Annotated in this window: 16 protein-coding genes and 1 pseudogene; 10 read left to right on the top strand and 7 right to left on the bottom strand. The window is 43.1% G+C overall.

Translation table 11 applies throughout. From position 1 onward, the window contains the following. A pseudogene (locus ACM0OS_RS22245) lies at nucleotides 1-215 on the top strand (hypothetical protein); the annotation flags it as partial. Between the two features lie 293 nt (nucleotides 216-508). Continuing rightward, on the top strand, nucleotides 509-1,864 hold the full coding sequence (locus ACM0OS_RS22240; protein ID WP_414545366.1) for a DEAD/DEAH box helicase: 1,356 nt from the start codon (nucleotides 509-511) through the stop codon (nucleotides 1,862-1,864). Between the two features lie 313 nt (nucleotides 1,865-2,177). Here ACM0OS_RS22240 and ACM0OS_RS22235 read toward each other — a convergent pair whose 3' ends face one another. Beyond that, nucleotides 2,178-4,274, bottom strand: coding sequence for a hydantoinase/oxoprolinase family protein (locus ACM0OS_RS22235; protein ID WP_414545365.1), 2,097 nt, complete (start codon nucleotides 4,272-4,274; stop codon nucleotides 2,178-2,180). 165 nt (nucleotides 4,275-4,439) lie between these two features. Between ACM0OS_RS22235 and ACM0OS_RS22230 the strand changes: the two genes are divergently transcribed. The 4 genes from ACM0OS_RS22230 to ACM0OS_RS22215 all read left to right on the top strand — a co-directional run bounded on the left by ACM0OS_RS22230 (nucleotide 4,440) and on the right by ACM0OS_RS22215 (nucleotide 9,542). Beyond that, nucleotides 4,440-5,177, top strand: a complete 738-nt coding sequence (locus ACM0OS_RS22230) for a phycocyanobilin:ferredoxin oxidoreductase (RefSeq protein WP_414545364.1) — start codon at nucleotides 4,440-4,442, stop codon at nucleotides 5,175-5,177. Between the two features lie 765 nt (nucleotides 5,178-5,942). Then, complete coding sequence (locus ACM0OS_RS22225; RefSeq protein ID WP_414545363.1) at nucleotides 5,943-7,463, top strand: HlyD family efflux transporter periplasmic adaptor subunit; 1,521 nt, start codon at nucleotides 5,943-5,945, stop codon at nucleotides 7,461-7,463. Between the two features lie 46 nt (nucleotides 7,464-7,509). Next, on the top strand, nucleotides 7,510-8,664 hold the full coding sequence (gene devC, locus ACM0OS_RS22220; protein WP_414545362.1) for an ABC transporter permease DevC: 1,155 nt from the start codon (nucleotides 7,510-7,512) through the stop codon (nucleotides 8,662-8,664). A 143-nt stretch (nucleotides 8,665-8,807) separates the two neighbouring features. Beyond that, on the top strand, nucleotides 8,808-9,542 hold the full coding sequence (locus ACM0OS_RS22215) for a DevA family ABC transporter ATP-binding protein (RefSeq protein ID WP_414545361.1): 735 nt from the start codon (nucleotides 8,808-8,810) through the stop codon (nucleotides 9,540-9,542). Between the two features lie 81 nt (nucleotides 9,543-9,623). Here the strand turns inward: ACM0OS_RS22215 and ACM0OS_RS22210 are convergent, their stop codons facing one another. Then, nucleotides 9,624-10,427, bottom strand: a complete 804-nt coding sequence (locus ACM0OS_RS22210; RefSeq protein WP_414545360.1) for a hypothetical protein — start codon at nucleotides 10,425-10,427, stop codon at nucleotides 9,624-9,626. Nucleotides 10,428-10,527: 100 nt separating this feature from the next. Here ACM0OS_RS22210 and ACM0OS_RS22205 point away from each other — a divergent pair, with 100 nt between their 5' ends. Next, entirely contained in the window at nucleotides 10,528-11,334 is an 807-nt protein-coding gene (locus ACM0OS_RS22205) for an HAD family hydrolase (RefSeq protein ID WP_414545359.1), read from the top strand. A gap of 29 nt (nucleotides 11,335-11,363) precedes the next feature. Here the strand turns inward: ACM0OS_RS22205 and ACM0OS_RS22200 are convergent, their stop codons facing one another. After that, a complete protein-coding gene (locus ACM0OS_RS22200) occupies nucleotides 11,364-11,822 on the bottom strand; it encodes a YraN family protein (protein ID WP_414545358.1) in 459 nt (152 codons plus the stop codon). A gap of 15 nt (nucleotides 11,823-11,837) precedes the next feature. Between ACM0OS_RS22200 and ACM0OS_RS22195 the strand changes: the two genes are divergently transcribed. Together ACM0OS_RS22195 and ACM0OS_RS22190 are read left to right on the top strand one after the other, a co-directional pair. Next, entirely contained in the window at nucleotides 11,838-12,347 is a 510-nt protein-coding gene (locus tag ACM0OS_RS22195) for a pentapeptide repeat-containing protein (protein WP_414545367.1), read from the top strand. 112 nt (nucleotides 12,348-12,459) lie between these two features. Further along, the gene (locus ACM0OS_RS22190; RefSeq protein WP_414545357.1) at nucleotides 12,460-13,425 is read left to right on the top strand and encodes a protochlorophyllide reductase; all 966 of its coding nucleotides are present in this window, start codon (nucleotides 12,460-12,462) and stop codon (nucleotides 13,423-13,425) included. Between the two features lie 250 nt (nucleotides 13,426-13,675). Here ACM0OS_RS22190 and ACM0OS_RS22185 read toward each other — a convergent pair whose 3' ends face one another. From ACM0OS_RS22185 to ACM0OS_RS22170, 4 genes are all read right to left on the bottom strand, one after another. Beyond that, nucleotides 13,676-14,980: a response regulator gene (locus ACM0OS_RS22185; protein ID WP_414545356.1), complete on the bottom strand. Its 1,305-nt coding sequence runs from the start codon at nucleotides 14,978-14,980 to the stop codon at nucleotides 13,676-13,678. Beyond that, on the bottom strand, nucleotides 14,977-17,754 hold the full coding sequence (locus tag ACM0OS_RS22180) for a CHASE2 domain-containing protein (RefSeq protein ID WP_414545355.1): 2,778 nt from the start codon (nucleotides 17,752-17,754) through the stop codon (nucleotides 14,977-14,979). Before ACM0OS_RS22180 ends, ACM0OS_RS22185 begins: the two co-directional genes overlap by 4 nt. A 101-nt stretch (nucleotides 17,755-17,855) precedes the next feature. Next, nucleotides 17,856-18,710 carry a DUF928 domain-containing protein gene (locus tag ACM0OS_RS22175; RefSeq protein ID WP_414545354.1) on the bottom strand — a complete coding sequence of 285 codons (855 nt, stop codon included), beginning with the start codon at nucleotides 18,708-18,710 and terminating at the stop codon, nucleotides 17,856-17,858. 185 nt (nucleotides 18,711-18,895) lie between these two features. Then, nucleotides 18,896-21,448, bottom strand: a complete 2,553-nt coding sequence (locus tag ACM0OS_RS22170; protein WP_414545353.1) for a CHAT domain-containing protein — start codon at nucleotides 21,446-21,448, stop codon at nucleotides 18,896-18,898. 141 nt (nucleotides 21,449-21,589) lie between these two features. Between ACM0OS_RS22170 and ACM0OS_RS22165 the strand changes: the two genes are divergently transcribed. Next, nucleotides 21,590-22,243, top strand: a complete 654-nt coding sequence (locus ACM0OS_RS22165) for a Uma2 family endonuclease (protein ID WP_414545352.1) — start codon at nucleotides 21,590-21,592, stop codon at nucleotides 22,241-22,243. Nucleotides 22,244-22,385 lie beyond the last annotated feature (142 nt).

The raw sequence follows: 22,385 nt of genomic DNA, 5'->3' as shown, positions 1-22,385 counted from the left end.
CCTTTGCTGGTGGTAGTGGTAATCCCTTTGCTGGTGGTAGTGGCGGTAACCCCTTTGCTGGCGGTGGAGAGAATCCCTTTGCTGGTGGTGGTGGCGGTAACCCCTTTGCTGGTGGAGAGAACCCCTTTGCCGGTGGTAGTGGCGGTAATCCCTTTGCTGGTGGTGGTGGCGGTAATCCCTTTGCCGGCGGTGGTGGCGGTAACCCCTTCGCTTAACCTATTTAACCAAATCCTTGAAATAACTTGTACACGGCATTGATGAAAAATTTCAATTGGCGTGGAATTAATATGAACTACCCAGACTTACTTCATCGAGGTCTGGGTTTCTGCATTTAGACCACCAAATATAAAGTCTTCCAGACATTAATAAATCATAGACTGCACTCTGTTAGAATACAAAGCTGCGGCACTTGCTCTGGGTCTTGGCGCTACTGCCCTTCAAATATTTATCCGTCCGCCTAAGACTGACGCCACCACAGGCGACAGGCCGATGTTAATTATGGAGTCCTATGTCTTTTTCTACTCTCGGCTTGTCAACTGAAATTATCCGTGCTGTCACCGAGCGAGGATACACCAAACCTACGCCAATCCAGATGCAGGCAATTCCTGCGGTATTATCGGGTAGTGATTTGCTAGCTGGGGCCCAAACCGGCACGGGCAAAACTGCAAGCTTTACCCTGCCGTTACTACATCGATTGTCTTCTGAGAAGAATATTAAAAGCACCTCTAATGGATATCCACCAATCCGGGCGCTAATTCTCACCCCGACTCGTGAACTCGCCGCACAGGTGGAATCAAGCGTACGCGATTACGGCAAGTACCTGAAGTTGAACACGATGGTGATGTTTGGCGGTGTCAGCATTGGCCCCCAAAAACAGCGTTTAAAGAGCGGCGTGGATATTCTGGTTGCTACCCCAGGACGACTGCTAGACCATGTGCAACAGGGTACAGTGAACCTGTCGCATATTGAGATTTTGGTGCTGGATGAAGCAGACCGAATGCTGGACATGGGTTTTATTCGTGATATCCGTCGCATTCTCTCGCTCCTGCCTAAACAGCGACAAAACTTGCTATTTTTCGCCACCTTTTCGGAGAAAATCAAAGCACTCGCCGCTGGGCTGCTGAATCACCCGAAGATGATTGAAGTGGCACGCCGCAACGTTACTGCTGACACGGTGGTACAGAAAGTTTACAAAATAGAGCGTGACAGAAAGCGTCACTTACTTGCTCAACTGATTCGGCAAGATAACTGGTATCAAGTGCTAGTGTTTACCCGCACTAAGTTTGGTGCTGATCGTCTGGTGAAGCAGTTGAATTCTGAGCGCATTCAAGCACTAGCTATCCACGGTAATAAGAGCCAATCGGCGCGTACCTATGCTCTAGCTAAGTTCAAGAACGGCAGTTTACAGGTACTAGTGGCTACTGACATTGCAGCTCGTGGCCTTGACATCAGCGAATTGCCCCATGTCGTCAACTTCGATTTACCCAATGTCCCAGAAGATTATGTTCATCGCATTGGTCGTACTGGCCGCGCTGGTGCGTCAGGCGAAGCTATTTCTCTGGTGTGCGCCGATGAATATCATCTATTGGCAGATATTGAAAAACTGATTGCACAGCGTTTGCCGTTTGAAGTAGTCACTGGCTTTGAAGTCAATTCTCACCCCAAACCTGAAGCTGAAGCAATTCCAGATGGACACAAACACAAACCCAGTCCCAAAGGTAGCAAGCGTCCGGCTCGTGCTACTGCTAAACCTTCACCACAAACATCGGTTAAAAAATCGGCACCGCAAACCGTGGTAGGTGGCAAAAAAAAGTCCAATAGTAATTCGTCCGCATCACGCCGTTGGACTAAACGCGATCGCTGATCGAGTCATCAATAAAAAAATTATAGTGGAACGAGGCAATCACACAGGTTTTGGGATTGCCTCACTAAGGTACCCTGCGGGAAGGCTAACGCCAACACAATGCTGATTGTTAGAAACAATCAGGACTTACGCAAGTGTCACAAAAAATAAAAATTTTTTGCTTGTAGTAAGGGCTTTAGCCCTTATCTTGTCAAGCCCTGCGGGTATAGCTGCGCTTACTGCGGAGCGTCTCGCAGAGAGGACTAAAGTCCTCACTACAAAGTTAAAATAATATGCCAGTTGCGTAAGTCCTAACAATATCATCCGCACGTTGTTATGAACGCTGTAAAATTAAATGATTACGTTCAGTTAATCTGGCTGCCCAATTTAACTCAACCACAATTGTGCTAATTTTTTCTACAATAACGGCAGGGCCATTAATCTTATCTTCTGGTTGTAAATCTTCCCGGCGATAAACTGGTGTATCATGCCATTGATCACCCGTAAACATTTTGACTATTTCAATACTTGAGGGAGCTGCATCTTGAGGACGAGTACGAGTAATTAACGGTTCTTCAGGAGTATCCATTTTCTGAATTACTTCTACAGATACAGATTCGACAATTAAAGGTTTCTCTACTTGAATGAAACCGTAGCGAGATTTATGTTCAATTTCAAATTCTTGTCGCATTATCGCTACATTGTCAGCAAAATTAATATTTAAGGTTGAGTTAGTTCCCTCATATTTTAAATTTAGTTTTTGGATAACTTCTGCTTCACCATTGTCACCCTGTGAAGTTAATTCATTTCTTGCTTGGTTTTTTAACGTTTTAATTAACTGCTGTAATTGCGGAATTAATGCTGGAGTTAAACGCTGTTCTACTCCTCTTTCTCTAATAGCTCGAATATCAGCTAACCCCATACCATAAGCAGATAAAACACCCGCGTAAGGATGGAGAAATATTGTTTTCATCCCTAAAGTATCGGCAATTAAACAAGCCACTTGCGCCCCGGCGCCGCCAAAACAACAAAGGGTATATTGGCTGACATCATAACCTCTTTGTAAACTGATTTTTTTAATAGCATTTGCCATATTTTCCACAGCAATAGCGATAAATCCGGCGGCTACTTGTTCGGGTGTACGATGATTTCCAGTAACGGTGGCAATTTCTTGAGCTAATTGGGTAAATTTGTCAAGAACAATATTTTTATCTAAAGGTAAATTACCATCTAAGCCAAAAACAGAGGGGAAATATTGCGGGTAAATTTTACCTAACATCACATTGGCATCTGTAACGGCTAATGGCCCACCTTTGCGGTAAGACGCAGGCCCAGGATTTGATCCGGCTGATTCTGGCCCCACACGATAACTAGAACCATCAAAAAAGAGAATGGAACCGCCACCAGCGGCAATGGTATTAATAGCTAAGACAGGAACTCTCATGCGCGCCCCAGCAATTTCGGAATTTAGTTGGCGTTCATACTCTCCTTTAAAATGGGCAACATCTGTACTGGTTCCACCCATATCAAAAGTAATAACTAACTCAAAACCTGCTCGTTGACTAGTTTGGACTGCACCGACAATTCCCCCAGCCGGGCCACTTAAAATACTATCTTTGCCTTGAAATTGTTCAGCCGCAACTAAACCGCCATCAGATTTCATGAACATTAATTTGACTTCGGGTAATTGACTGGCTACTTGATTGACGTAGCGCCGGAGAATGGGCGTTAAATAAGCGTCAACAACTGTGGTATCACCCCGGCTAACTAATTTCATTAACGGACTGACTTGATGCGATACCGATATCTGCGTAAAGCCAATTTGTTGGGCAACTTGGGCTACCTGTTGTTCATGATGGTGATAGCGATCGCTATGCATGAAAACTATGGCACAACTGCGAATACCTGTGTTGTAAACTGCTTGGAGGTCTTTTGTAACTTGTGCAATATTTACAGGTATTAATTCATTACCGTGAGCATCATAACGTTCATCAACTTCTATCACTTGTTCATACAACATAGTTGGCAAAACTATATGCCGAGCAAAGATATCAGGACGATTTTGGTAACCAATACGTAAGGCATCTTTAAAACCTTTGGTAATCAGAAGAACCACGCGATCGCCTTTTCGTTCCAAAAGTGCATTAGTGGCTACTGTAGTACCCATTTTCACTACTTCTATTGCTTGTGTCGGCATCAATTCAGTACTAGAAAGACTCAGGATATCCCGAATACCTTGAATCGCTGCATCGGCATATATTTCAGGATTTTCTGAAAGTAATTTATAAACAATTACCCATTGCTGCCCAGGAATCGGCACAATTAAAAACCGCTCAGGATGTCGCGCAAGTTTATGAATAATTTCTGGGTTATTAGTAATAGCAACTATATCTGTGAATGTACCACCACGGTCAGCAAATACTTTTAACATTTTTATTTCCTCAATGTTTGATATATCAAATAATAAACAAAACAAGTTTGTAATATTAATTTACATGAACCAGGTACAAGTATTTGCTTATGTTGCCAGCCAGAACAGAACTGACACAGCAAGTTGTAAACTGACACATAAAGAGCATTTTTAATAATTGAGAAGATGTCATTGACCCCTATTCCCTCGCTGCGTGAGCAACAACATCCCTTAATTCGCCAACTAGCTGATTGTATTGAAGCAGTTTGGCACAAGCACTTAGATCTATCACCTTACCACTTGCCTGCTGAGTTAGGCTATGTAGAAGGTAGGCTAGAAGGCGAAAAACTGATTATAGAAAATCGCTGCTATCAAACACCCCAGTTCCGCAAAATGCACTTAGAACTGGCAAAAGTGGGCAATATGTTGGATATATTACATTGTGTCATGTTTCCTCGACCAGAATATGACATCCCCATGTTTGGTTGCGACTTAGTTGGGGGTAGAGGTCAAATTAGCGCGGCCATCGCCGACCTATCGCCTGTAAACTTAGAGCGTACTTTACCAAAAGCATATAATACCCGACTCACAGCCCTGACTCAAATCAACTTTTCCCAACCCCGCGACTTACCCGAATGGGGAAACATATTTTCTGATTTTTGCCTCTTTGTGCGTCCCAGTTCCCCAGAAGAAGAAACAACATTTCTGTTACGTGTGCAAGAATTTTTAGACATTCATTGTACCCAGGCGATCACCTCCAGTCCAGTTACCCCAGAAAAATCGCTACAAATCCTCGCCGGACAACGCAACTACTGCACCAAACAGCAACAAAACGACAAAACTCGCCGAGTCCTAGAAAAAGCCTTTGGCCAAGACTGGGCAGAAAATTATATGACTACAGTATTATTTGACCTGCCAGAATAAAGAAGCAGGGGAGCAGGGGAGCCACTGCGGTGGACGGGTTCCCCGGCATAAAGCAAGTGGCGTTGCAAGGGAGCAGGGGGGAAATAAAGAAGCAGGGGAGAGAATTATATAAGTGCTTTGCCCTTAGCCCCCCATTCCCCCTTATCTGTAGGTTCTGTTACGTTTTCCCAGAACCGATGAATGTAGAATTTATTCAGCGAGAGTTTAATGGAGTAAGACAACATTAGTTTAGTTTTGGGATTAAATATCCAAAATATATAGATTGAGGTAAATAAACCTACAAATCGGTTGATCACCAATTTAAGGAAACTGTGATGTTTAGCACTCTATTTGAGATAAATTTGTAGTCTGTCGTTAACTCACTGAATACTCACTTCTGCCGTAAAAATATTTTTTGAGACTGTTGATATAGCCTCTCAAAAACTTAGCAGAAGTTATCGAAGTTTGAGAAAATGTTTGTCAATTTGAACTTGCAAATACTTATGTATGTGATGATATTTGCTGAATTTATACCAGGTTGCAAACAACAATAGTTTTTGCATGATGTAACTCTCAATGATACTCACAGCTACTGAAATGTTTTATTTAGCAGGGTTGAGTGTTCATCAGGCAGGGGATTTTTAGCAAGACAAGCTGGAAATCACTGTTGTTTGTTGTTGTTGTTATCAGCTTGCCATTTACTAACAACTGTTTAGCGGAATTTAATTACCCCTAATTCGCTTTTTTTTATTTCCATCAGCACAATTCAAAAAGTGGGCAAAAACCATGTCAAGGGTGACTGAGAAGCCAAGCTCAAGAGAGCTGCTACTTGATCCGGAACAACCTAAGATTTGGTGGGGTATCGCTGTAGCCCTGCCAATTGTCATCGCCGCTGGGCTACTCACGACAGCTAAAGTTGAGCAGCTGAAAAAACTCGGCCCATCTGTACCCGTAAAACCATTAGCTAACAGCATTACAGCTGTGGGGCGTTTGGAACCCAAAGGAGAAGTGTTAAAGCTGTCTGCTCCTACGGCTGGATTGCAGTCTGCATCGAGAGTTCAACAACTCTTCGTGAATGAAGGCGAGCGGGTAAGAAAAGGTCAAGTAATTGCAATTTTAGACAACCATGACACTCAACTAGCAGCCGTAGAAGAAGCCAAAGCCAGACTGCAAGAAGCGCGGGCGAATTTAGCTCAAGTCAGAGTTGGTTCGCCTAGAGACATTGAAGCTCAAAATGCAATTATTGCTCGCCTACAAGCCCAATTAAACGGCGAAAGAGATGCTCAACAAGCAATGATTGCGCGGATAGCAGCCCAATTAAGCGGGGAAAAACTGACTCAACAAGCTACTGTTAATCGCCTTGAAGCCGAACTCAGAGGACAACAAGATAGTTTAAGCGCAACTATTGCCCGCATCCAAGCCGAACAGCGCAATGCTCAAGTTGACGCTGGACGCTATGATATGTTGTACCGCGAAGGTGCTATTTCTCAGCAAGAACGGGATAGAAGAAGACTAAGTGCGGTAACTTCTAATCAGCAAGTTATTGAAAGCCAAGCCACCCTCAGACAAGTACAGGCGACTTTACGACAGCAACTAGCTGAAGCTAGAGCCAACCAGGTAAAAACCCTTGCAGTTTTAGAGCAACAATTAGTTGAAGCCAGAGTTAACCGCGATAAAACTCTAGTGAGTTTACAAAGGCAAATCGAAGAAGAACAAGCCAGACTGAATCGACTTGTAGAATTTCGCCCCACTGATATGCAAAGAGGACAAGCCCAAGTTAGTAATGCTATGGCTAATGTCAAAAGGGCAGAAGCAGAACTGAAATTAAGCTATGTCCAAGCACCAATTGCTGGCGAAATTTTAGCAGTTCATACCAAAGCCGGAGAAGCCATAAATGCCCAAGGTATTGCTGAAATTGGACAAACCGAGCAAATGACAGTCATTGCTGAAGTACCTGAAGACAGTATTGCTCAAGTGAGATTGGGACAAACTGCTACTATCACTAGCGAAAATGGGGCATTTAGTGGGGAGTTAAAGGGAAATATCACGGAAATTGGCAGAAAAATTGGCAAAAGAGATGCATTAAGTATCGATCCTGTAGCAGATATAGACGCCAGAGTAGTGGAAGTCAAAATCGCCTTAAGTCCAGAAGATAGCCAGCGAGTTTCCGGTTTCACCAATGCCAGAGTAATTGCCGAAATTAGTAGGCAAGTAAATACCGATACCACAATCACACCCAATTTTAAAAACAACACCACCGAAGAAAACGCCACCGAGGAAAATAGTCCAACTCCCGATGAACCCTAACGCCTCTTAATTACGAATTAGCCTGTAAGCCTACCCAGCCTAAAAAATGAATCGTAAAATACCTCTATCGTGGTTACAACTGACACGCGATAAAACGCGCCTAGCTGTGGCTTTGGCAGGAATTGCCTTTGCCGATATTTTGATGTTTATGCAAATTGGTTTTCGGGATGCACTCTATTATAGTAACGTCCGCTTACACGGTAGCTTACAGGGTGACATTGTTTTAATTAATCAACAATCCAATGCCTTACTAGCAATGGAACCATTTTCTCAAAGGCGATTGTATAAGGCTTTGGAATTACAAGCCGTAGAGTCGGTACATCCCATATATTTGGATTATACAAGCTGGCGAAATCCTGTTACCGGTCGCCCCCGGAGCATTCTCATATTTGGTTTCAATCCAGAATCTAATTTGTTTGATTTGCCGGGTGTGCAAGAAAATTTAGATAGATTGAAATTACCAGATGTAGTTTTATTTGACCGTTCTTCTAGGGAAGAATATGGGCCTATTGCTGCTGAATTAGATCAAGGAAATGCAGTCACAGCAGAAGTACGCCGCAGGCGGATGAGAGTAGAAGGACTATTTACTTTAGGTGCATCTTTTGGCGCAGATGGTAACTTAATTACCAGCGATATTAATTTTTTAAGAATATTTACTGACCGTCAACGGGGATTAATTGATATTGGTCTAATTAAATTGAAGCCCGGCTCAAACCCTAATATTGTTGCTCAACAATTACGAAATTATGTGCCGTCGGATATCAATGTTTTAACTAAGCAAGAATTTATCGAATTTGAGCGCAACTACTGGGCAAGTAGCACAGCTATTGGATTTATTTTCACCTTAGGGACAATCATGGGTTTCATTGTAGGTACCGTGATTGTATATCAAATCCTTTATACCGAAGTTTCCGATCACCTGTCTGAATATGCAACTTTGAAGGCAATAGGTTATACACAAAGGTATTTATTAATAGTCATCCTCCAAGAAGCATTCTTATTAGCTTGCTTAGGATATATTCCTGGATGGATTGTGGCTATGTTTATGTATTCTAGCGCTAGAGAAGCTACATTACTACCAGTATTAATGAGTTTTGATCGAGCCACCACAGTGTTAATTTTGACCATAATTATGTGTTTTATATCCGGGGCGATCGCAGTACGTAAATTACGTTCGGCTGATCCAGCAGATATCTTTTAATAATTATCAATTACGAATTAAATATAAATGATAAATCTTTATAGAGAAAAATCATTTATAATTTGTAAATGATATATATTCCACTCTTTACAGGCACTACAGTTCCGTCTCGGAACTATTAACACTTAACCAACCACTTTATCATGAGACAAGAACCTGTAATTGCCATTAAAAGCCTCAATCATTACTATGGCAAAGGCGCCCTAAAAAAACAAATTTTATTTGACATTAATCTCGAAATTTATCCCGGAGAAATTGTCATCATGACTGGGCCATCAGGTTCAGGTAAAACAACATTACTGAGCTTGATTGGTGGTTTACGGTCTGTACAAGAGGGAAGTTTAAAATTTTTAGGTGTCGAACTGTTTGGTGCTAGTCAAAATAAACTAGTGCAAATCCGGCGTAATATTGGTTATATTTTTCAAGCGCACAACTTGCTGGGATTCTTAACGGCTACGCAAAATGTGCAGATGGCGGTGGAATTGAATGATAATATCACTACCAGCGAAGCAATTGTGAAATCACAAGCCATGCTGGGTGCAGTTGGTTTACAAGACCGAATTAGTTACTACCCAGACAGTCTTTCTGGTGGGCAAAAACAAAGAATCGCCATCGCCCGCGCCCTAGTTAATAGTCCCCCACTGGTGCTAGCAGACGAACCAACAGCAGCTTTAGACAAACAATCAGGACGCGATGTCGTGGAAATCATGCAAGGGCTTGCTAAGGAACAAGGAACTTCGATCTTGCTAGTTACTCACGATAACCGCATCTTGGATATAGCTGATCGCGTCGTGGAAATGGAAGATGGACTTTTAACCCGCGATTCGCAAACCGCAGTCATTAATTACGAGCCTGGAGTGGCAAATCATAATTCCTAACTCATACCATTGGGGATTTGAGATTTTAAATTGCTATTATATAGCAGCACCCTGAAGTCATAACTATTATCTAGCAGAGCCTCATTTTTTGACTCCCGGAGGATTCTGCTGTGCAGCAGCATTTCCTTGGCGACTAGTGCGAAAAGTCACATTCACGCCTTCATTAGATTGTTCCAGCACTAGTAAAGGTGTGGGTTTCGCTTTTTGATCCCAATGCATATAAGCAATCCGCCCTTGAATTGTTGGTTGCCAAGTATCCTCATCTTCAATGGGGCTAAGATAAGTTTCAATACAATCAATAATTTGGCTAATAGTCGCAGAAGTTGCTTGTGTTGGGAGCTTCATTAACCGGATTTGAATGCGAAACAATACTCGTTTAGCCGCAGTTGCACCTGCGCCAGTTTCATATTCGACATCAAAAATTTCATCTACCTGTCTTCCCGCACTACTAGCAATACCGACGATTCCTTGTTGGGCTTGATTGGGACGTAAAGCTTGAGATATTTTATCTTTGATCTTGATTTTAATTTGATTGATGATGGCAAAGTGAAATACTTCTTCTGACATCCGCATTCGCAGATAATCTAAGTTAAAGTCTCGTGAATTAACCAAATCAGGATTAGTTTCCATTTTGCGAATCGTTTCCAGCGCTAGCTTAAACTTCTTCTCGATTTCGCGCGATCGGAACTTTTCAAATTTGAGTGCTTTCTCAAACTTATCCATCTGAAATTTGCCATATACAATTAAAGCAATTATGCCTAAAGCCAGTCCTCCAGAGGTGATCACCAAAACAGGCGGTAGTTGTGCCTCACTTGCTTGTACTTGTTGAGATACGTTTTTTGTCGGTGTCCTTGAGGATTGGGCCAGAAACATTGAAGTTAGCATGGTTGTCAAATATACAAAAGAGCAACAAGTGACTTATTATTTTTAGGATGCCCAAATCCTGAATCTCATCTAGCTGGATGATAATTATTTTTTACAGCATATGTACATTCACTTAAACCCTCCTTCTGAGCAACCTCATCATCTCCCCCAACTATCTCAGGCTTCTTGGAGCCAGATGCGTCTGATTGCTACAGATATGGATGGTACACTCACCCAAAGAGGAAAATTTGCTGCTACTTTGCTGCAAGCTTTAGAAAATTTAGCAGCAGCGGATATCCAGGTATTAATTGTCACCGGACGTTCTGCTGGCTGGGTAAGTGGACTGAGTAGCTTAATGCCTGTCGTTGGGGCGATCGCCGAAAATGGCGGCTTGTTCTATCCATCTGGACAAGAAAAACCAGTAACTTTAACACCCATTCCTGATTTAGCAGACCATCGCCAGCGTTTAGAGTGGGCTTTTGAAGAATTAAAAACCAAATTTCCCCAAATTCACGAATCTGCCGACAATCGCTTTCGCATCACCGATTGGACATTTGATGTAGCTGATTTGAGTCCCAGTGAATTACAAACCTTGAGTAATCTTTGTCAACAAATGAATTGGGGATTTACTTACAGCAATGTGCAATGTCACATTAAGCCCCAAGGACAAGATAAAGCTGTGGGTTTATTACAAGTATTGCGAGCATACTTCCCGGAATTTTTACCCAACCAAGTTGTCACTGTTGGCGATAGTCCCAATGATGAAAGTTTATTTAATCAAGATTATTTCCCCGTTTCTGTGGGTGTAGCCAATGTACTGAAATATACTAATCAGTTGCAACATCAACCTGTTTACATCACAAAAGCGGCTGAAGGTGAAGGATTTTGTGAGTTATCTCAGTATATTTTGCAAAGTCGAAAAATTTAGGGTTGAAAGCGATCGCCTGTTGGCATAATTCAATCACCAGAATCAAAAGCTGCGGGAATATATTCTTGCAGATAAAATTGATATCCATCTGCTGATAAGCTAGCTAAAGGTTCTAGAGTCAGTCTTGATTTAGGGTATCGTGTTGAATAGTAGACAATAGCGACATCAAAACGACAAGGGTACTCGGCTTTTTCAGGATACTGAGCTAAAAACATTGCCGCTGTCCGCCAAATTTTTACCTGCTTTTGTGGGGTAATGGCATTTCTACCCCCTGCATCCCAATTCCCGCAACTACGGGTTTTCACTTCCACAAAAGCTAATTGAGTCAGATGTTTTTCATGATGTTGGGCAATAATGTCGATTTCTCCCCAGCGGCTAGAAAAGCGACGATGCAAAATCATCCAACCTGTTGATTGTAACCATTGTGCTACCAGGTCTTCTCCTAATTGACCAATATCGCCATAATGAGAGGGAGGAGGGTTCGCCATTGGCTAAAAATTATGATGAATAATAGATTAAGTAAGGGAATTTGGGCAAGCATACTTAGTGTATTGCTTTGGTGTGTAGTTAGCATCACAGCAGCTACAGGTTTTACCCCAACAGCATTAGCCCTCGAATACAACAAAGAAATTTTGGTAGAGGCTGATTTTTCTGGACGTGATTTAACAGACTCTAGTTTTACTAAAGCTAATCTTCGACAGAGTGACTTTCACAATGCTAATTTGCGCGGTGTCAGCTTTTTTGCAGCCAATTTAGAGTCGGCAAATTTGGAAAATGCTAATCTTTCATTCGCCACTTTAGATTCAGCTAGGCTGATTAAAGCAAATTTGACCAATGCAATTCTAGAAGGTGCCTTTGCTTCTAACGCTAGGTTTGATGGTGCAACCATTGATGGAGCAGATTTTACCGATATTTTGCTGCGTCAGGATGAGCAAGACAAATTGTGCCAACTTGCTAAAGGTACTAATCCCGTTACAGGACGAGACACGCGGGATACGTTGTTTTGTCCCTAACGATCAAGGAGGTAATCTTCTTTTCAAAAATTAAGAATTGTGTGGTTCATTGGTGTGAGAACATTAAAAATTATCAAGATGGTCTAAAGACGGTTAATGAAGTTTTAAGAAAATGGCACAACATCAGAAGTCAACAGTCGTAATCACGGGCGCTTCCTCCGGGGTGGGTTTGCAAGCCGCGAGAGCGTTTTCCCAAATGGGGCAATGGCATGTGGTGATGGCCTGTCGGAATTTATCGAAGGCGGAAGAAGCTGCCAAATCTTTAGGAATGCAGCCAGATACCTACACACTCATGCATATTGACTTAGCCTCTTTAGAGAGTGTTAGGCAGTTTGTGAAGGAGTTTAGGGCCAGTGGTAAGTCTCTGGATGCCTTGGTTTGCAATGCGGCAATTTATATGCCTTTAATTAAAGAACCATTGCGTAGCCCAGAAGGATATGAACTGAGTGTGGCGACAAATCACCTCGGACATTTTCTTCTATGTAACCTCCTTCTCGAAGATTTGAAAAATTCGCCATCGCCAGAACCGAGATTAGTAATTTTGGGAACTGTCACCCACAACCCGAAGGAGTTGGGAGGTAAGATTCCCCCACGTCCAGATTTAGGTGACTTGCAGGGCTTTGAGGCAGGATTTAAAGAGCCGATTACAATGATTGACGGCAAGAAATTTGAACCTGTCAAAGCGTATAAAGATAGTAAAGTCTGTAACGTGTTGACCATGAGAGAGCTACATCGACGCTATCACGAGTCACACGGCATCACATTCAGCTCTCTATATCCTGGTTGTGTGGCCACAACAGCATTATTCCGAAACCATTATCCGCTGTTTCAGAAAATTTTCCCACTTTTCCAAAAGTATATTACTGGCGGTTTTGTAACTGAAGAAGAAGCAGGCGATCGCGTGGCGGAGGTAGTCACAGATCCCGCATACAGCCAATCTGGTGCTTATTGGAGTTGGGGAAATAGACAAAAGAAAAACGGTAAATCCTTTGTTCAAGAAGTCTCTAATGAAGCCAGCGATGATGATAAAGCTGAACGGATGTGGGAATTGAGCGCCAAGTTGGTGGGATTAGCGTAATCCCTCGAAACCACAGATTGACACAGACAATTTCATCAAGTTGATGCTGAGGTTTTATTAGTGAAGCTACTACAAAATCTGAGATCGAACTTCCCCATAACATCTTTATCTTTGTGTTTATCTGTGGTTTCTTTCTTAGATATTTTTATTTTAAAATTATTTGTCTCAGGATAGATAAGCAACCATTTTACAGCCTATTAATTCAACATAATAAGTACGTTAGACCCCATATTTACTACTACCTGAGAACCTAAATTGGCAGAGTAAAAATAAATTTTGTTCCTTGACCAAAGGTTGATAAGCAGTCGATTTGCCCATTGTGTTTATCAACAATAATTTGGTAACTAATAGCTAGTCCTAGCCCAGTTCCCTTACCCACAGGCTTAGTTGTAAAAGATGGCTCAAAAATTCTAGCTTGGACATCAGGTGCCATACCTAGAGCATTATCTTCGATGCAAATTGTAATGGTCTTTTGCTGACGCTCGACCGATGTAGTAATCGTAATGGTGTTAGTCCCAGCAGCAGCTATCTTTTGATTTGAGTGGTTTTGATAGAGATCATCAAATGCATCAATAGCATTGGCAATAATATTCATAAATACTTGATTCATTTGCCCAGGATAGCAAGCGATGGGGGGTAATTCACCGTATTTTGTGACGACTTGGATTTTAGGGCGATCGCTATTGCCTTTGAGTCGATGTTTCAATAGCATTAACGTGCTATCAATTCCTTCGTGAATTTGATACTCCACCTTAGATGACATATCCGAACGAGCAAAAGTTCTCAGCGATAGGCTGATTTCCTTCAGGCGGCCAATTCCTTGACCCATTGATGCCAGCAGTTTGGGCATATCCTCAGTCAGATATGCTAAATCAATTTCTGCAACTAGCTCCTCAATTTCCGCATCTGGATGCGGTAGCTTCTGTTGATAGAGGTGCAGCAGACGCAGCAAATCATTGACATATTGCTCAATATGAGAACGATTACCGCTAATACAACCAACCGGATTATTAATCTCATGACCTATACCCGCAACAAGTTGTCCTAGAGTAGACATTTTTTCACTTTGGATTAGTTGCAGTTGGGTCTGTTTTAACTGTCGTAGCGATTGGCTTAATTCAGCGGTGCGCTCTTTCACCCGTTGTTCTAATGTTCGTGTGAGATGGGAAATTTTTAGGTGTAACTTTAATCGAGCAATTACTTCTTCTTGTTGGAAAGGTTTGGTAATGTAGTCAACCGCACCAATTTCCAGTCCTTTTACCTTATCTATGGCATCGGACAAGGCCGTCATAAAAATGACCGGAATATTCTGGGTAATGGAATTGGCTTTCAGTCTACGGCAAGTTTCAAATCCATCAATACCCGGCATCATGATATCCAAGAGAATCAGATCGGGATGGGCATATTCTGTTTGTTCGATGGCCGACTCTCCATCGGTTGCCATGAGTGCCTTCCAACCACATCCCTGAATCGATTCTGATAGCACTTTCAGATTATTGGGATTGTCGTCTACTAGCAGGATATGCTTTGGCTTCAATAGAGGTTCGGTCATCATTGACGTGTCTCCGTTATTGTGACAAATGATTGAAGGAACTTACGGATTTTTGCAGTTTGGAAATTGGCAGTGAGTTTGCCCAATTCAGCCGCAAAAGGAGTTAGCTGAGTTTCTTGTTGAATCAGTTCTCCTATGATTCCCTCAATGGCCGGAATATCTCCCATCATTGCTAAATGATAAAGTTGTTGCAAAATCTCCTGAGATGGCAAAATCAATTCAGTATTACCTCCTGGCTGATTGGGGACAGATGATTGCTGGGGTTGAGATGGGGTATAAATCCAGTTAACTGTTAGTAGCGATCGCAGGGCATTGAATAATTCATCAATTTGCAGGGGTTTGGGTAAAAATGCCGTTGCTCCTGCTTGTAAACTGCGCTGCCGATTTTCCTCAAATACGCTGGCGCTAGAGACAATAATCGGTATAGAACGAGTTTGGGGATTTCCTTGTAAGTGAACCATTAACTCAAAGCCATCCATATTAGGCATTGCTAAATCCAGCAGAATAACATCTGGGTGATTTTCAGTCACCATCTGTAGTCCCTGTTTACCGTCGCTTGCTTCCAGGGTGCGACAGCCAATTTCTTGTAGCAGACTGGTCAAAATCGAACGGTGGTTGCCATCATCATCAACAATGAGAATTAGAGGCGTACTACCCTGAATGCCGGTGATTTTTTGGGGAATTTGGGCATAGGTGTAGCCCGTCGATGTATTCCAATCATGGGAAACGGGGACTGGTACTGTCAAATCCAGCCAAAAGAGACTACCTTCACCCAGGTGACTCTGTACCTGAATTTGGCTCCCCATTAATTCCGCAATTCTTTGACTAATTGCTAAACCCAAGCCAGTGCCTTCAGCATTCCGCCCGGCTTCACCTACTTGCTCAAAGGCCAAAAAGATTTTCTCTAATTGGTCTGGTGACATCCCAATCCCAGTATCTTCAATCTGGAAGCGCATCTTGATATTATTGGTATCTTGCTCAATGACATCGACTTTCAACGTCACACTACCAGTGTCTGTAAATTTGATTGCGTTGCCTAGTAAATTAATCAACACTTGCCGGAGACGCTTTTCATCTACTTGAATGGCAACCGGTAGGCGATCGCTAATAAAGACGTTATAGGCAATTCCTTTTTGTTCAGCGCGAATACTACAAATTTCGGTTACACCATGTAAAAAGGTGGGCAAATGTACATTAGTTGCCACCAATTCTAATTTACGAGCTTCAATTTTTGAAAGGTCAAGAATATCATTGATCAGCATCAGGAGGTGTTTCCCACATTGGTAGATAATGTTAACTCCTTCCCGGTTTTTTGCTGTCAAATTTGGCGATGCGTCTAGCACCTGAGCAAAACCCAAGATGCCATTAAGCGGTGTCCGTAGCTCGTGGCTCATATTCGCCAGAAACTCACTCTTTGCCTGGTTAGCCGCATCAGCAGCTTGCTTTGCTTCTAGAAGTTCGTGAGTCCGCTCTTCGACCTTTAACTCTAGGGTTTTGGAGTAATCTAATAGTTGACCATTGGCAATTTCTAGTTGCTGATTCGCTTCTTCTAATTTCCGCTGTTTATAAGCATTGGTTGTAGCAATGACACTGCTGATGAAGGCAGCTAAGGCGGGTGTCATCGGCATCAGCACACCATGCAAAAACATCCCATAGCTACCCCCCATGAATGCCCCACTGATGCCTACAGTTGCCCATAGAATTTTACCACCAGGAATTTTTCGCCCGGTACGCGCACTAGCTAAGTACCAACTACCACCAGAACCAATCAAAGACCAAAAAAGAATCCAAACAGCAGTATTAATCCCAGAAATACCCCGCAGGTTGCCTGTTCCTGTTTTTGCTCCTTGCACCAGTTGATGGGCAATATTGGCATGGATGACAACACCAGCTGTCGGTTTTCGGGCAGCAATCACCGAAGAACTGAAGGGTGTGCTAAAAAAGTCATTGGTACTAGCAGCCGTTGATCCAATAAACACCATGCGATCGCGCATCAAGTCCGGGGGAATTTTCCCTGCTAAAACATCACGCATGGCCACTGTGTGAAATGCAGTTTCCTTTCCATACCAGTTAAGCAGAATTTGATAGCCGCCTAAATCGGCATCCAGATAACCTGCTTCTTGATTGTTTAGTGGTAAGTGAATTTGCTTACCCAAGCGAAACTTTTGTTGTTTAGGATCAACGCTTTCTAAGGAAATCCCGTCTGTTTCTAAGTACTTAAGCGCCACAAGAGTTGCCAGCCCTGGTTTGATCGTATTTTCCTCCTTAGCATCTTCAGCCGTGAGCAGCGCCCGACGGACACTGCGATCGCCATCCAGCACCAAATCAGCTAATCCTACTTGGCCATTTTTTTTCAATTCTGGTGGGGGATTAATGCGTTCACCAGTGATTTTCTCGACACCGATTAAATTGGGAGTAGTGCGGAAAACTTCTACGAGTTGCTCATATCCGGTTCCTTCTGGTAAATCTCGATAGAGATCCAGCCCGATGGCGCGGGGTTGCTGCGATCGGATTTTTTCGAGTAATTGTGCTAAAGCCCAGTCTGGAATGGGCCATTTACGTACTGATTGAATATCGCGTTCATCGATGGTGACAATGACGATCTGATCAGAGATTACTTGTTGCGATCGCTGACGAACCCATTCATCACGAACTTTCCATTCAAGTAAGTTAAAAAATCCCAAAGATTGTCCGACAATAATAGTCAAGGCAACACTGGGAGTAATAATCAAAATGCTGCGAGTGCGTTGGATGAAACTCGGAAATCTGTGCCACATATTTGTGCCATACAGTTCGTTGATCTCAGTCGGTGTTGATAGGGCATGGCCCCACCAACACTTGTTTGGTATTGGGTCGGATTTTACCCGTTCCCAAACCTCTAATTAGCAGATGCTACTAATGGAGCTTTAATTAACTCCTTCAAGCTTGCCGATGCCAGCAATTCTTCCCATTGATTAGCAAGGGTGAGATTGGTGGGTTGGGCAGTATGTAGGGCGGCAAGTGTGGCTACACAGTCGTACCAAACTCCATTTTTACCCAAAGTAGTTGCCCGTTTTAACGCATCTTCTTGCTGCATTGCCGTTGCCAGTTCCGTACTCGGCTGAATGCGCTGAATCCAACCATCGACGTAAGGTGTACTAGGGCTGAGTTTTCCATCTATTTTCAGTGCTAAGAACCACTGATAATTTTTCTCTACAGCTAAAGCTGGTGCGTCGGCGGGCAATTTGATAGCCATCACCCCAGTTTTTCCAGCCACGGGAACTGTCATCTGATGTTGCATGTTGCCAGCTTCATCTTTGAGGCTGAATACAGCTTCTTCTGCATTGGAAGCAGGAAGATACACCAAAATTGTGGGGCGTTCAGACACTGTAGTGCCATAGAAGCTTTGGGGCAGAAGTGCAATTAACGCTGCTGGGCCTGTTGATTCTACAATTGATGCATTCAAGTAGTAAGTCCCAACGCGAGAAGCTCCCCCAGTTGCTTGTCTAGGCGCACCTTTGCCAGCAGTTGGTGTGAACAAATTACCACGAGAAGCTCCCCCAGTTGCTTGTCTGGGCGCACCCTTGCCAGAGGCAGGAACAAAGAAACTACCACGGGAAGCTCCACCAGTTGCTTGGCTGGGAGTAGGATTTTTGGGCGGTGGGGTAAATGTCACAGCATAAGCACTACTCCAGGCATTGCTAGCAAGCAGTGCCATAACGCTCAATGTACTAGCCAAATATCGACGTTTCATGATGTTTTACCTCATTTACTATCTGTGATAAAAGATACTTTTTTCATGAGGGCAATAATCTTTTACCATGAGTCCAATTACTTGTTATGTAGAGGACACATACTATAAGAATATTCGATGACTAGCATGGTATGTGTAAAATTATAGTGCAATTGCCCTTCTAGATTCTACGTATTTTAACTTAGTTAAAGCCAGTTTCCCACCAAGACGAAAGCAGACCAAAAGAACGGTTCACGGAAATCAGTTTGGCGAATCAGGTTAATTTGTGCCTGCCGCAGTGCTTCAGCTTTGGTGATTTTGGGTTGTCGCAGTTGTTCATAGAAGCGAGTCATGAGCATGGCGGCTGCCTGATCTTTCACAGGCCATAGGGTAGCGATGGTAGAACGAGCGCCCGATTTAACAGCCAATCCAGCCAGTCCCAGGACGGCGCGATCGTCCCCGGCTGCCGTATCACAGGCACTCAGTACCAACAACTCGATGGCTTTCGATGAATTACCACCCCGATTTTGCAAAAGTTCGGATAACTCTTTAACATTGACTTGTCCATCCCAGGTAAGTAAGAAAGTATCTTCGAGGCGGGAGCTAAACTGTCCGTGGGTGGCTAAATGGACAATATCGGCTTTACTAGATTTCACGCGATCAGCAAGAGCTTGACTAGTGAATTTCTGATTTAGCAACGTTGAAGATGATACTGCTTGGGAAATTTGCTTGACTTCTGATTCCACAGCAGGCAAAGCACTAAAACCAGCACGAGATTCACTGATGCCACCCACAATAGCCACCATCTGATTTTGCTGGAGCGATCGCGCAGCCATTAATTGCAATCCTGGGGAAAGGGCCACAGCATACTTTTCGATCAGATATTGCTGGCCGTCATACAAAGCAGCTATGGGAATGTTACGTAACCGACCATCCAAAACAAACACTAATGTTTTTGTATCTTTAAATGCTTGATCAACTTCCGCCGGACGAATCAGCCAATCATAAATCTCTTGGGAGAATCGCTGTCTGTCTTTGGCATCTGAGACAGGGTTGAGGGCAACCAGCAGCTGATCTAGAGTTTGCTCAATGTCAGCTTGAGCTTTGGGAGTAACATAGTAACGCAATGGTTGTCCAGCTTGAGAAACAATCACTGCTAACCGATCTGGCAAGATAATCGGATAAACTATGGTTGCAGTGGCATCGACTTGATCGATTTGCTGAGTTCTATCTAAACAAGCTTCCCGAAAAAAGTTATCGAGTTCGGCAATTTGCAATGATTCAATCAATTCGCGGGCTTGTACTAATGCTGATTGACTGGGTTGATTATCTAGCAGTAACCCTACTAGTTCTCGGTAAACAGGCTCCACACTTTCGCGGAAAGAGAACTGAACATCAGGGTTAACAGCCACCAAATCTCCCCGCAGTGCTTTTAAAGCCGTGACTGCTTCGGTATAGGCAGTAATAGCGGCTGCGCGATCTCCTTGTTGTTTATACAACTGTCCCACCTGCCAAGCAGATTGAGCAATAATATCGTCAGCGTGGAGTTGACGGGCAATTTTGAGGGATTTATGAGCTAATTCTTGGGCTTGAGATAACTGCTGTGTCCGTCTATAAAGTTTTGCCCACTGATGCAATGCATAAGCTTGGGCTGGAGCATCCTGAATCTGCTGTGCCGATTTAACTGTAGTTGCCAAGAGTTGCGCTTGGTCTTGGAGGGGCAGAATTTTGTCAGGGTCTTGTAGCTGATTTAGAGTAGCCACAAAATTAATTGCTGCGTAAAGAGAGTTATAGCTAGGGGGTAATTCCTTCAGTTGTTGTAATAGTTGAGGTGCAAGTGGAGCCGCTAATTCCAGCTTGTCGTAGTCGAGGAAAAGTTTAAATTGAGCTAAACGGGATTGTAATTGATCACCTGGATTTGTGGCTACTTGTTCTGCTTGTTCAAAGTTATCTAATGCCGCTTCAGGATCTTGCAAGTTCACAGCGGTTTTTCCTAAGCTGAGTAGGATGGAACTCAAATGAGGTGTGGTTTCAAGTTGGCGAGCGACGGCTAAACTTTGCTCCAACACCTGTTGACTCTTACTGAAGTCACCAATCATTTGCAACGTAGAACCAAGCGATCGCAATCCACTGATTTTGATTTCCGAATCGGGCATTGCTCCTAATTCTTGAGTTAGCTTCTCCAACTGCTGTTTCGAGCGGCGGTAAAATCCCAAACTTTGTAAAGCTTGTGCCTGGTTGATTTGAGTACCCAAGCTGCCCATTTTATCACCTGCTTGTTCATAATATTTTTGGGCTTGTTGCCAACTTTCGAGGGCGGTTTCAACTTTGCCAGTGTGCAACTGCAAATTTGCTTGTGTATTAAGTACTTGCGCCCAGATAATGGCATCAGCAGAGGGTTTAGCAGTTTGCAAAAGTTTCAGACTTTGCTCAATAGACTGTTGGGCTGCTGGCCACTGATTAAGTTCCTGTTGTACCAATGAAAGGTAACTCAAGCTGAGGGCTTGATTAATGCGATCGCCCTGGTTTTGGTACTGTTGGGCTGCGGTTTGCCAAACTGTTACAGCTTCCGCAAAGCGTCCCGATTGGTAAAAGTTTCGTCCTTGTTCTAGCCCATTGCCAGGTTGGGAAGCAGCAAGAACTGGAGTTGTGGTTACAGGTGGTGATGCTTTTACAGGTGTAATAGTAAATGCCAAACACAAACTGAAAATACTAAGGCCGACATATAGCCAATGAGTTTGTTTAATTCGGAAAACCATAATACTTATTTATTTGTTTAACGATTAGTTACAGCACAAGTGTGTAGGAACTCAATATATGTATAGTTCCCGACTTAAAATGAGAAATATCATTTGATAGGCGATCGCATACAATTAAAATGTGTCAGTCCGGGTTAACCTATGACCACATTCTTTTCCACTGATGCAGACTTACATTTTTCCGATAGCGACGGTAAGCCAATGGCAGACAATACCGAACAGTTTCGTTGGATTGTCTTGATTAAGGAAAATCTGGAAATTTTGTTTGCTAATGAACCTAATGTGTTTGTGGCAGGAGATTTGCTATGGTATCCGGTGAAATCACGTTTAATCTCACCAGTTGCACCGGACACAATGGTAGTGTTTGGTAGACCTAAAGGACGACGAGGCTCTTATAAGCAGTGGCAAGAAGACAACATTGCACCACAAGTGGTATGGGAAATTCTCTCACCTAGCAACAATGCAGATGAAATGGAACGCAAGCTAGAGTTTTACCAAACCTATGGCGTAGAAGAATACTATCAATATGACCCAGACCGCTACGAAATCAAAGGTTGGCAACGCCAGGGTGAACAGTTTCTACCCATTGCTCACATAGACGGGTGGACGAGTCCGCGGTTAGGGATTAGCTTTGCTGTGGGCAACCATGAACTCGTGATTTATCGTCCAGATGGTCGGCAATTTTTGAGTCCTGTGGAATTGGAACAACGGGCAGAACAGGCGGAACAACAATTACAGGATATGCAAGCCCTACTCCAACAGTATCGTGATCGCTTTGGAGAATTAGATAGTTAGTTTCAATTGCTTCCCCTTGAAAAATTAACTTTTGGGAGTAGCAGCACAAGTGAGTAATAATTGCTCGTTCCTAGAAGGATTATCTACAACTCACATTCCGCACCCTTAACTGTCACAATCGGTTATTACGGAAGTTGAGTCA

This window comes from Nostoc sp. CCY0012, assembly GCF_963920855.1.
In the GTDB taxonomy this organism is placed as follows: Bacteria; Cyanobacteriota; Cyanobacteriia; order Cyanobacteriales; family Nostocaceae; genus Cyanocohniella.
Note: the sequence above shows the minus strand (reverse complement) of the source record. Positions and strands in the feature narration are given on the sequence as shown.

Coding starts and splice junctions, on each gene's coding strand:
- ACM0OS_RS22240 (WP_414545366.1), top strand. CDS start 509: ATGTCTTTTTCTACTCTCGGCTTGTCAACTGAAATTATCCGTGCTGTC.
- ACM0OS_RS22235 (WP_414545365.1), bottom strand. CDS start 4,274: ATGTTAAAAGTATTTGCTGACCGTGGTGGTACATTCACAGATATAGTT.
- ACM0OS_RS22230 (WP_414545364.1), top strand. CDS start 4,440: ATGTCATTGACCCCTATTCCCTCGCTGCGTGAGCAACAACATCCCTTA.
- ACM0OS_RS22225 (WP_414545363.1), top strand. CDS start 5,943: ATGTCAAGGGTGACTGAGAAGCCAAGCTCAAGAGAGCTGCTACTTGAT.
- devC (WP_414545362.1), top strand. CDS start 7,510: ATGAATCGTAAAATACCTCTATCGTGGTTACAACTGACACGCGATAAA.
- ACM0OS_RS22215 (WP_414545361.1), top strand. CDS start 8,808: ATGAGACAAGAACCTGTAATTGCCATTAAAAGCCTCAATCATTACTAT.
- ACM0OS_RS22210 (WP_414545360.1), bottom strand. CDS start 10,427: ATGCTAACTTCAATGTTTCTGGCCCAATCCTCAAGGACACCGACAAAA.
- ACM0OS_RS22205 (WP_414545359.1), top strand. CDS start 10,528: ATGTACATTCACTTAAACCCTCCTTCTGAGCAACCTCATCATCTCCCC.
- ACM0OS_RS22200 (WP_414545358.1), bottom strand. CDS start 11,822: ATGGCGAACCCTCCTCCCTCTCATTATGGCGATATTGGTCAATTAGGA.
- ACM0OS_RS22195 (WP_414545367.1), top strand. CDS start 11,838: ATGAATAATAGATTAAGTAAGGGAATTTGGGCAAGCATACTTAGTGTA.
- ACM0OS_RS22190 (WP_414545357.1), top strand. CDS start 12,460: ATGGCACAACATCAGAAGTCAACAGTCGTAATCACGGGCGCTTCCTCC.
- ACM0OS_RS22185 (WP_414545356.1), bottom strand. CDS start 14,980: ATGATGACCGAACCTCTATTGAAGCCAAAGCATATCCTGCTAGTAGAC.
- ACM0OS_RS22180 (WP_414545355.1), bottom strand. CDS start 17,754: ATGTGGCACAGATTTCCGAGTTTCATCCAACGCACTCGCAGCATTTTG.
- ACM0OS_RS22175 (WP_414545354.1), bottom strand. CDS start 18,710: ATGAAACGTCGATATTTGGCTAGTACATTGAGCGTTATGGCACTGCTT.
- ACM0OS_RS22170 (WP_414545353.1), bottom strand. CDS start 21,448: ATGGTTTTCCGAATTAAACAAACTCATTGGCTATATGTCGGCCTTAGT.
- ACM0OS_RS22165 (WP_414545352.1), top strand. CDS start 21,590: ATGACCACATTCTTTTCCACTGATGCAGACTTACATTTTTCCGATAGC.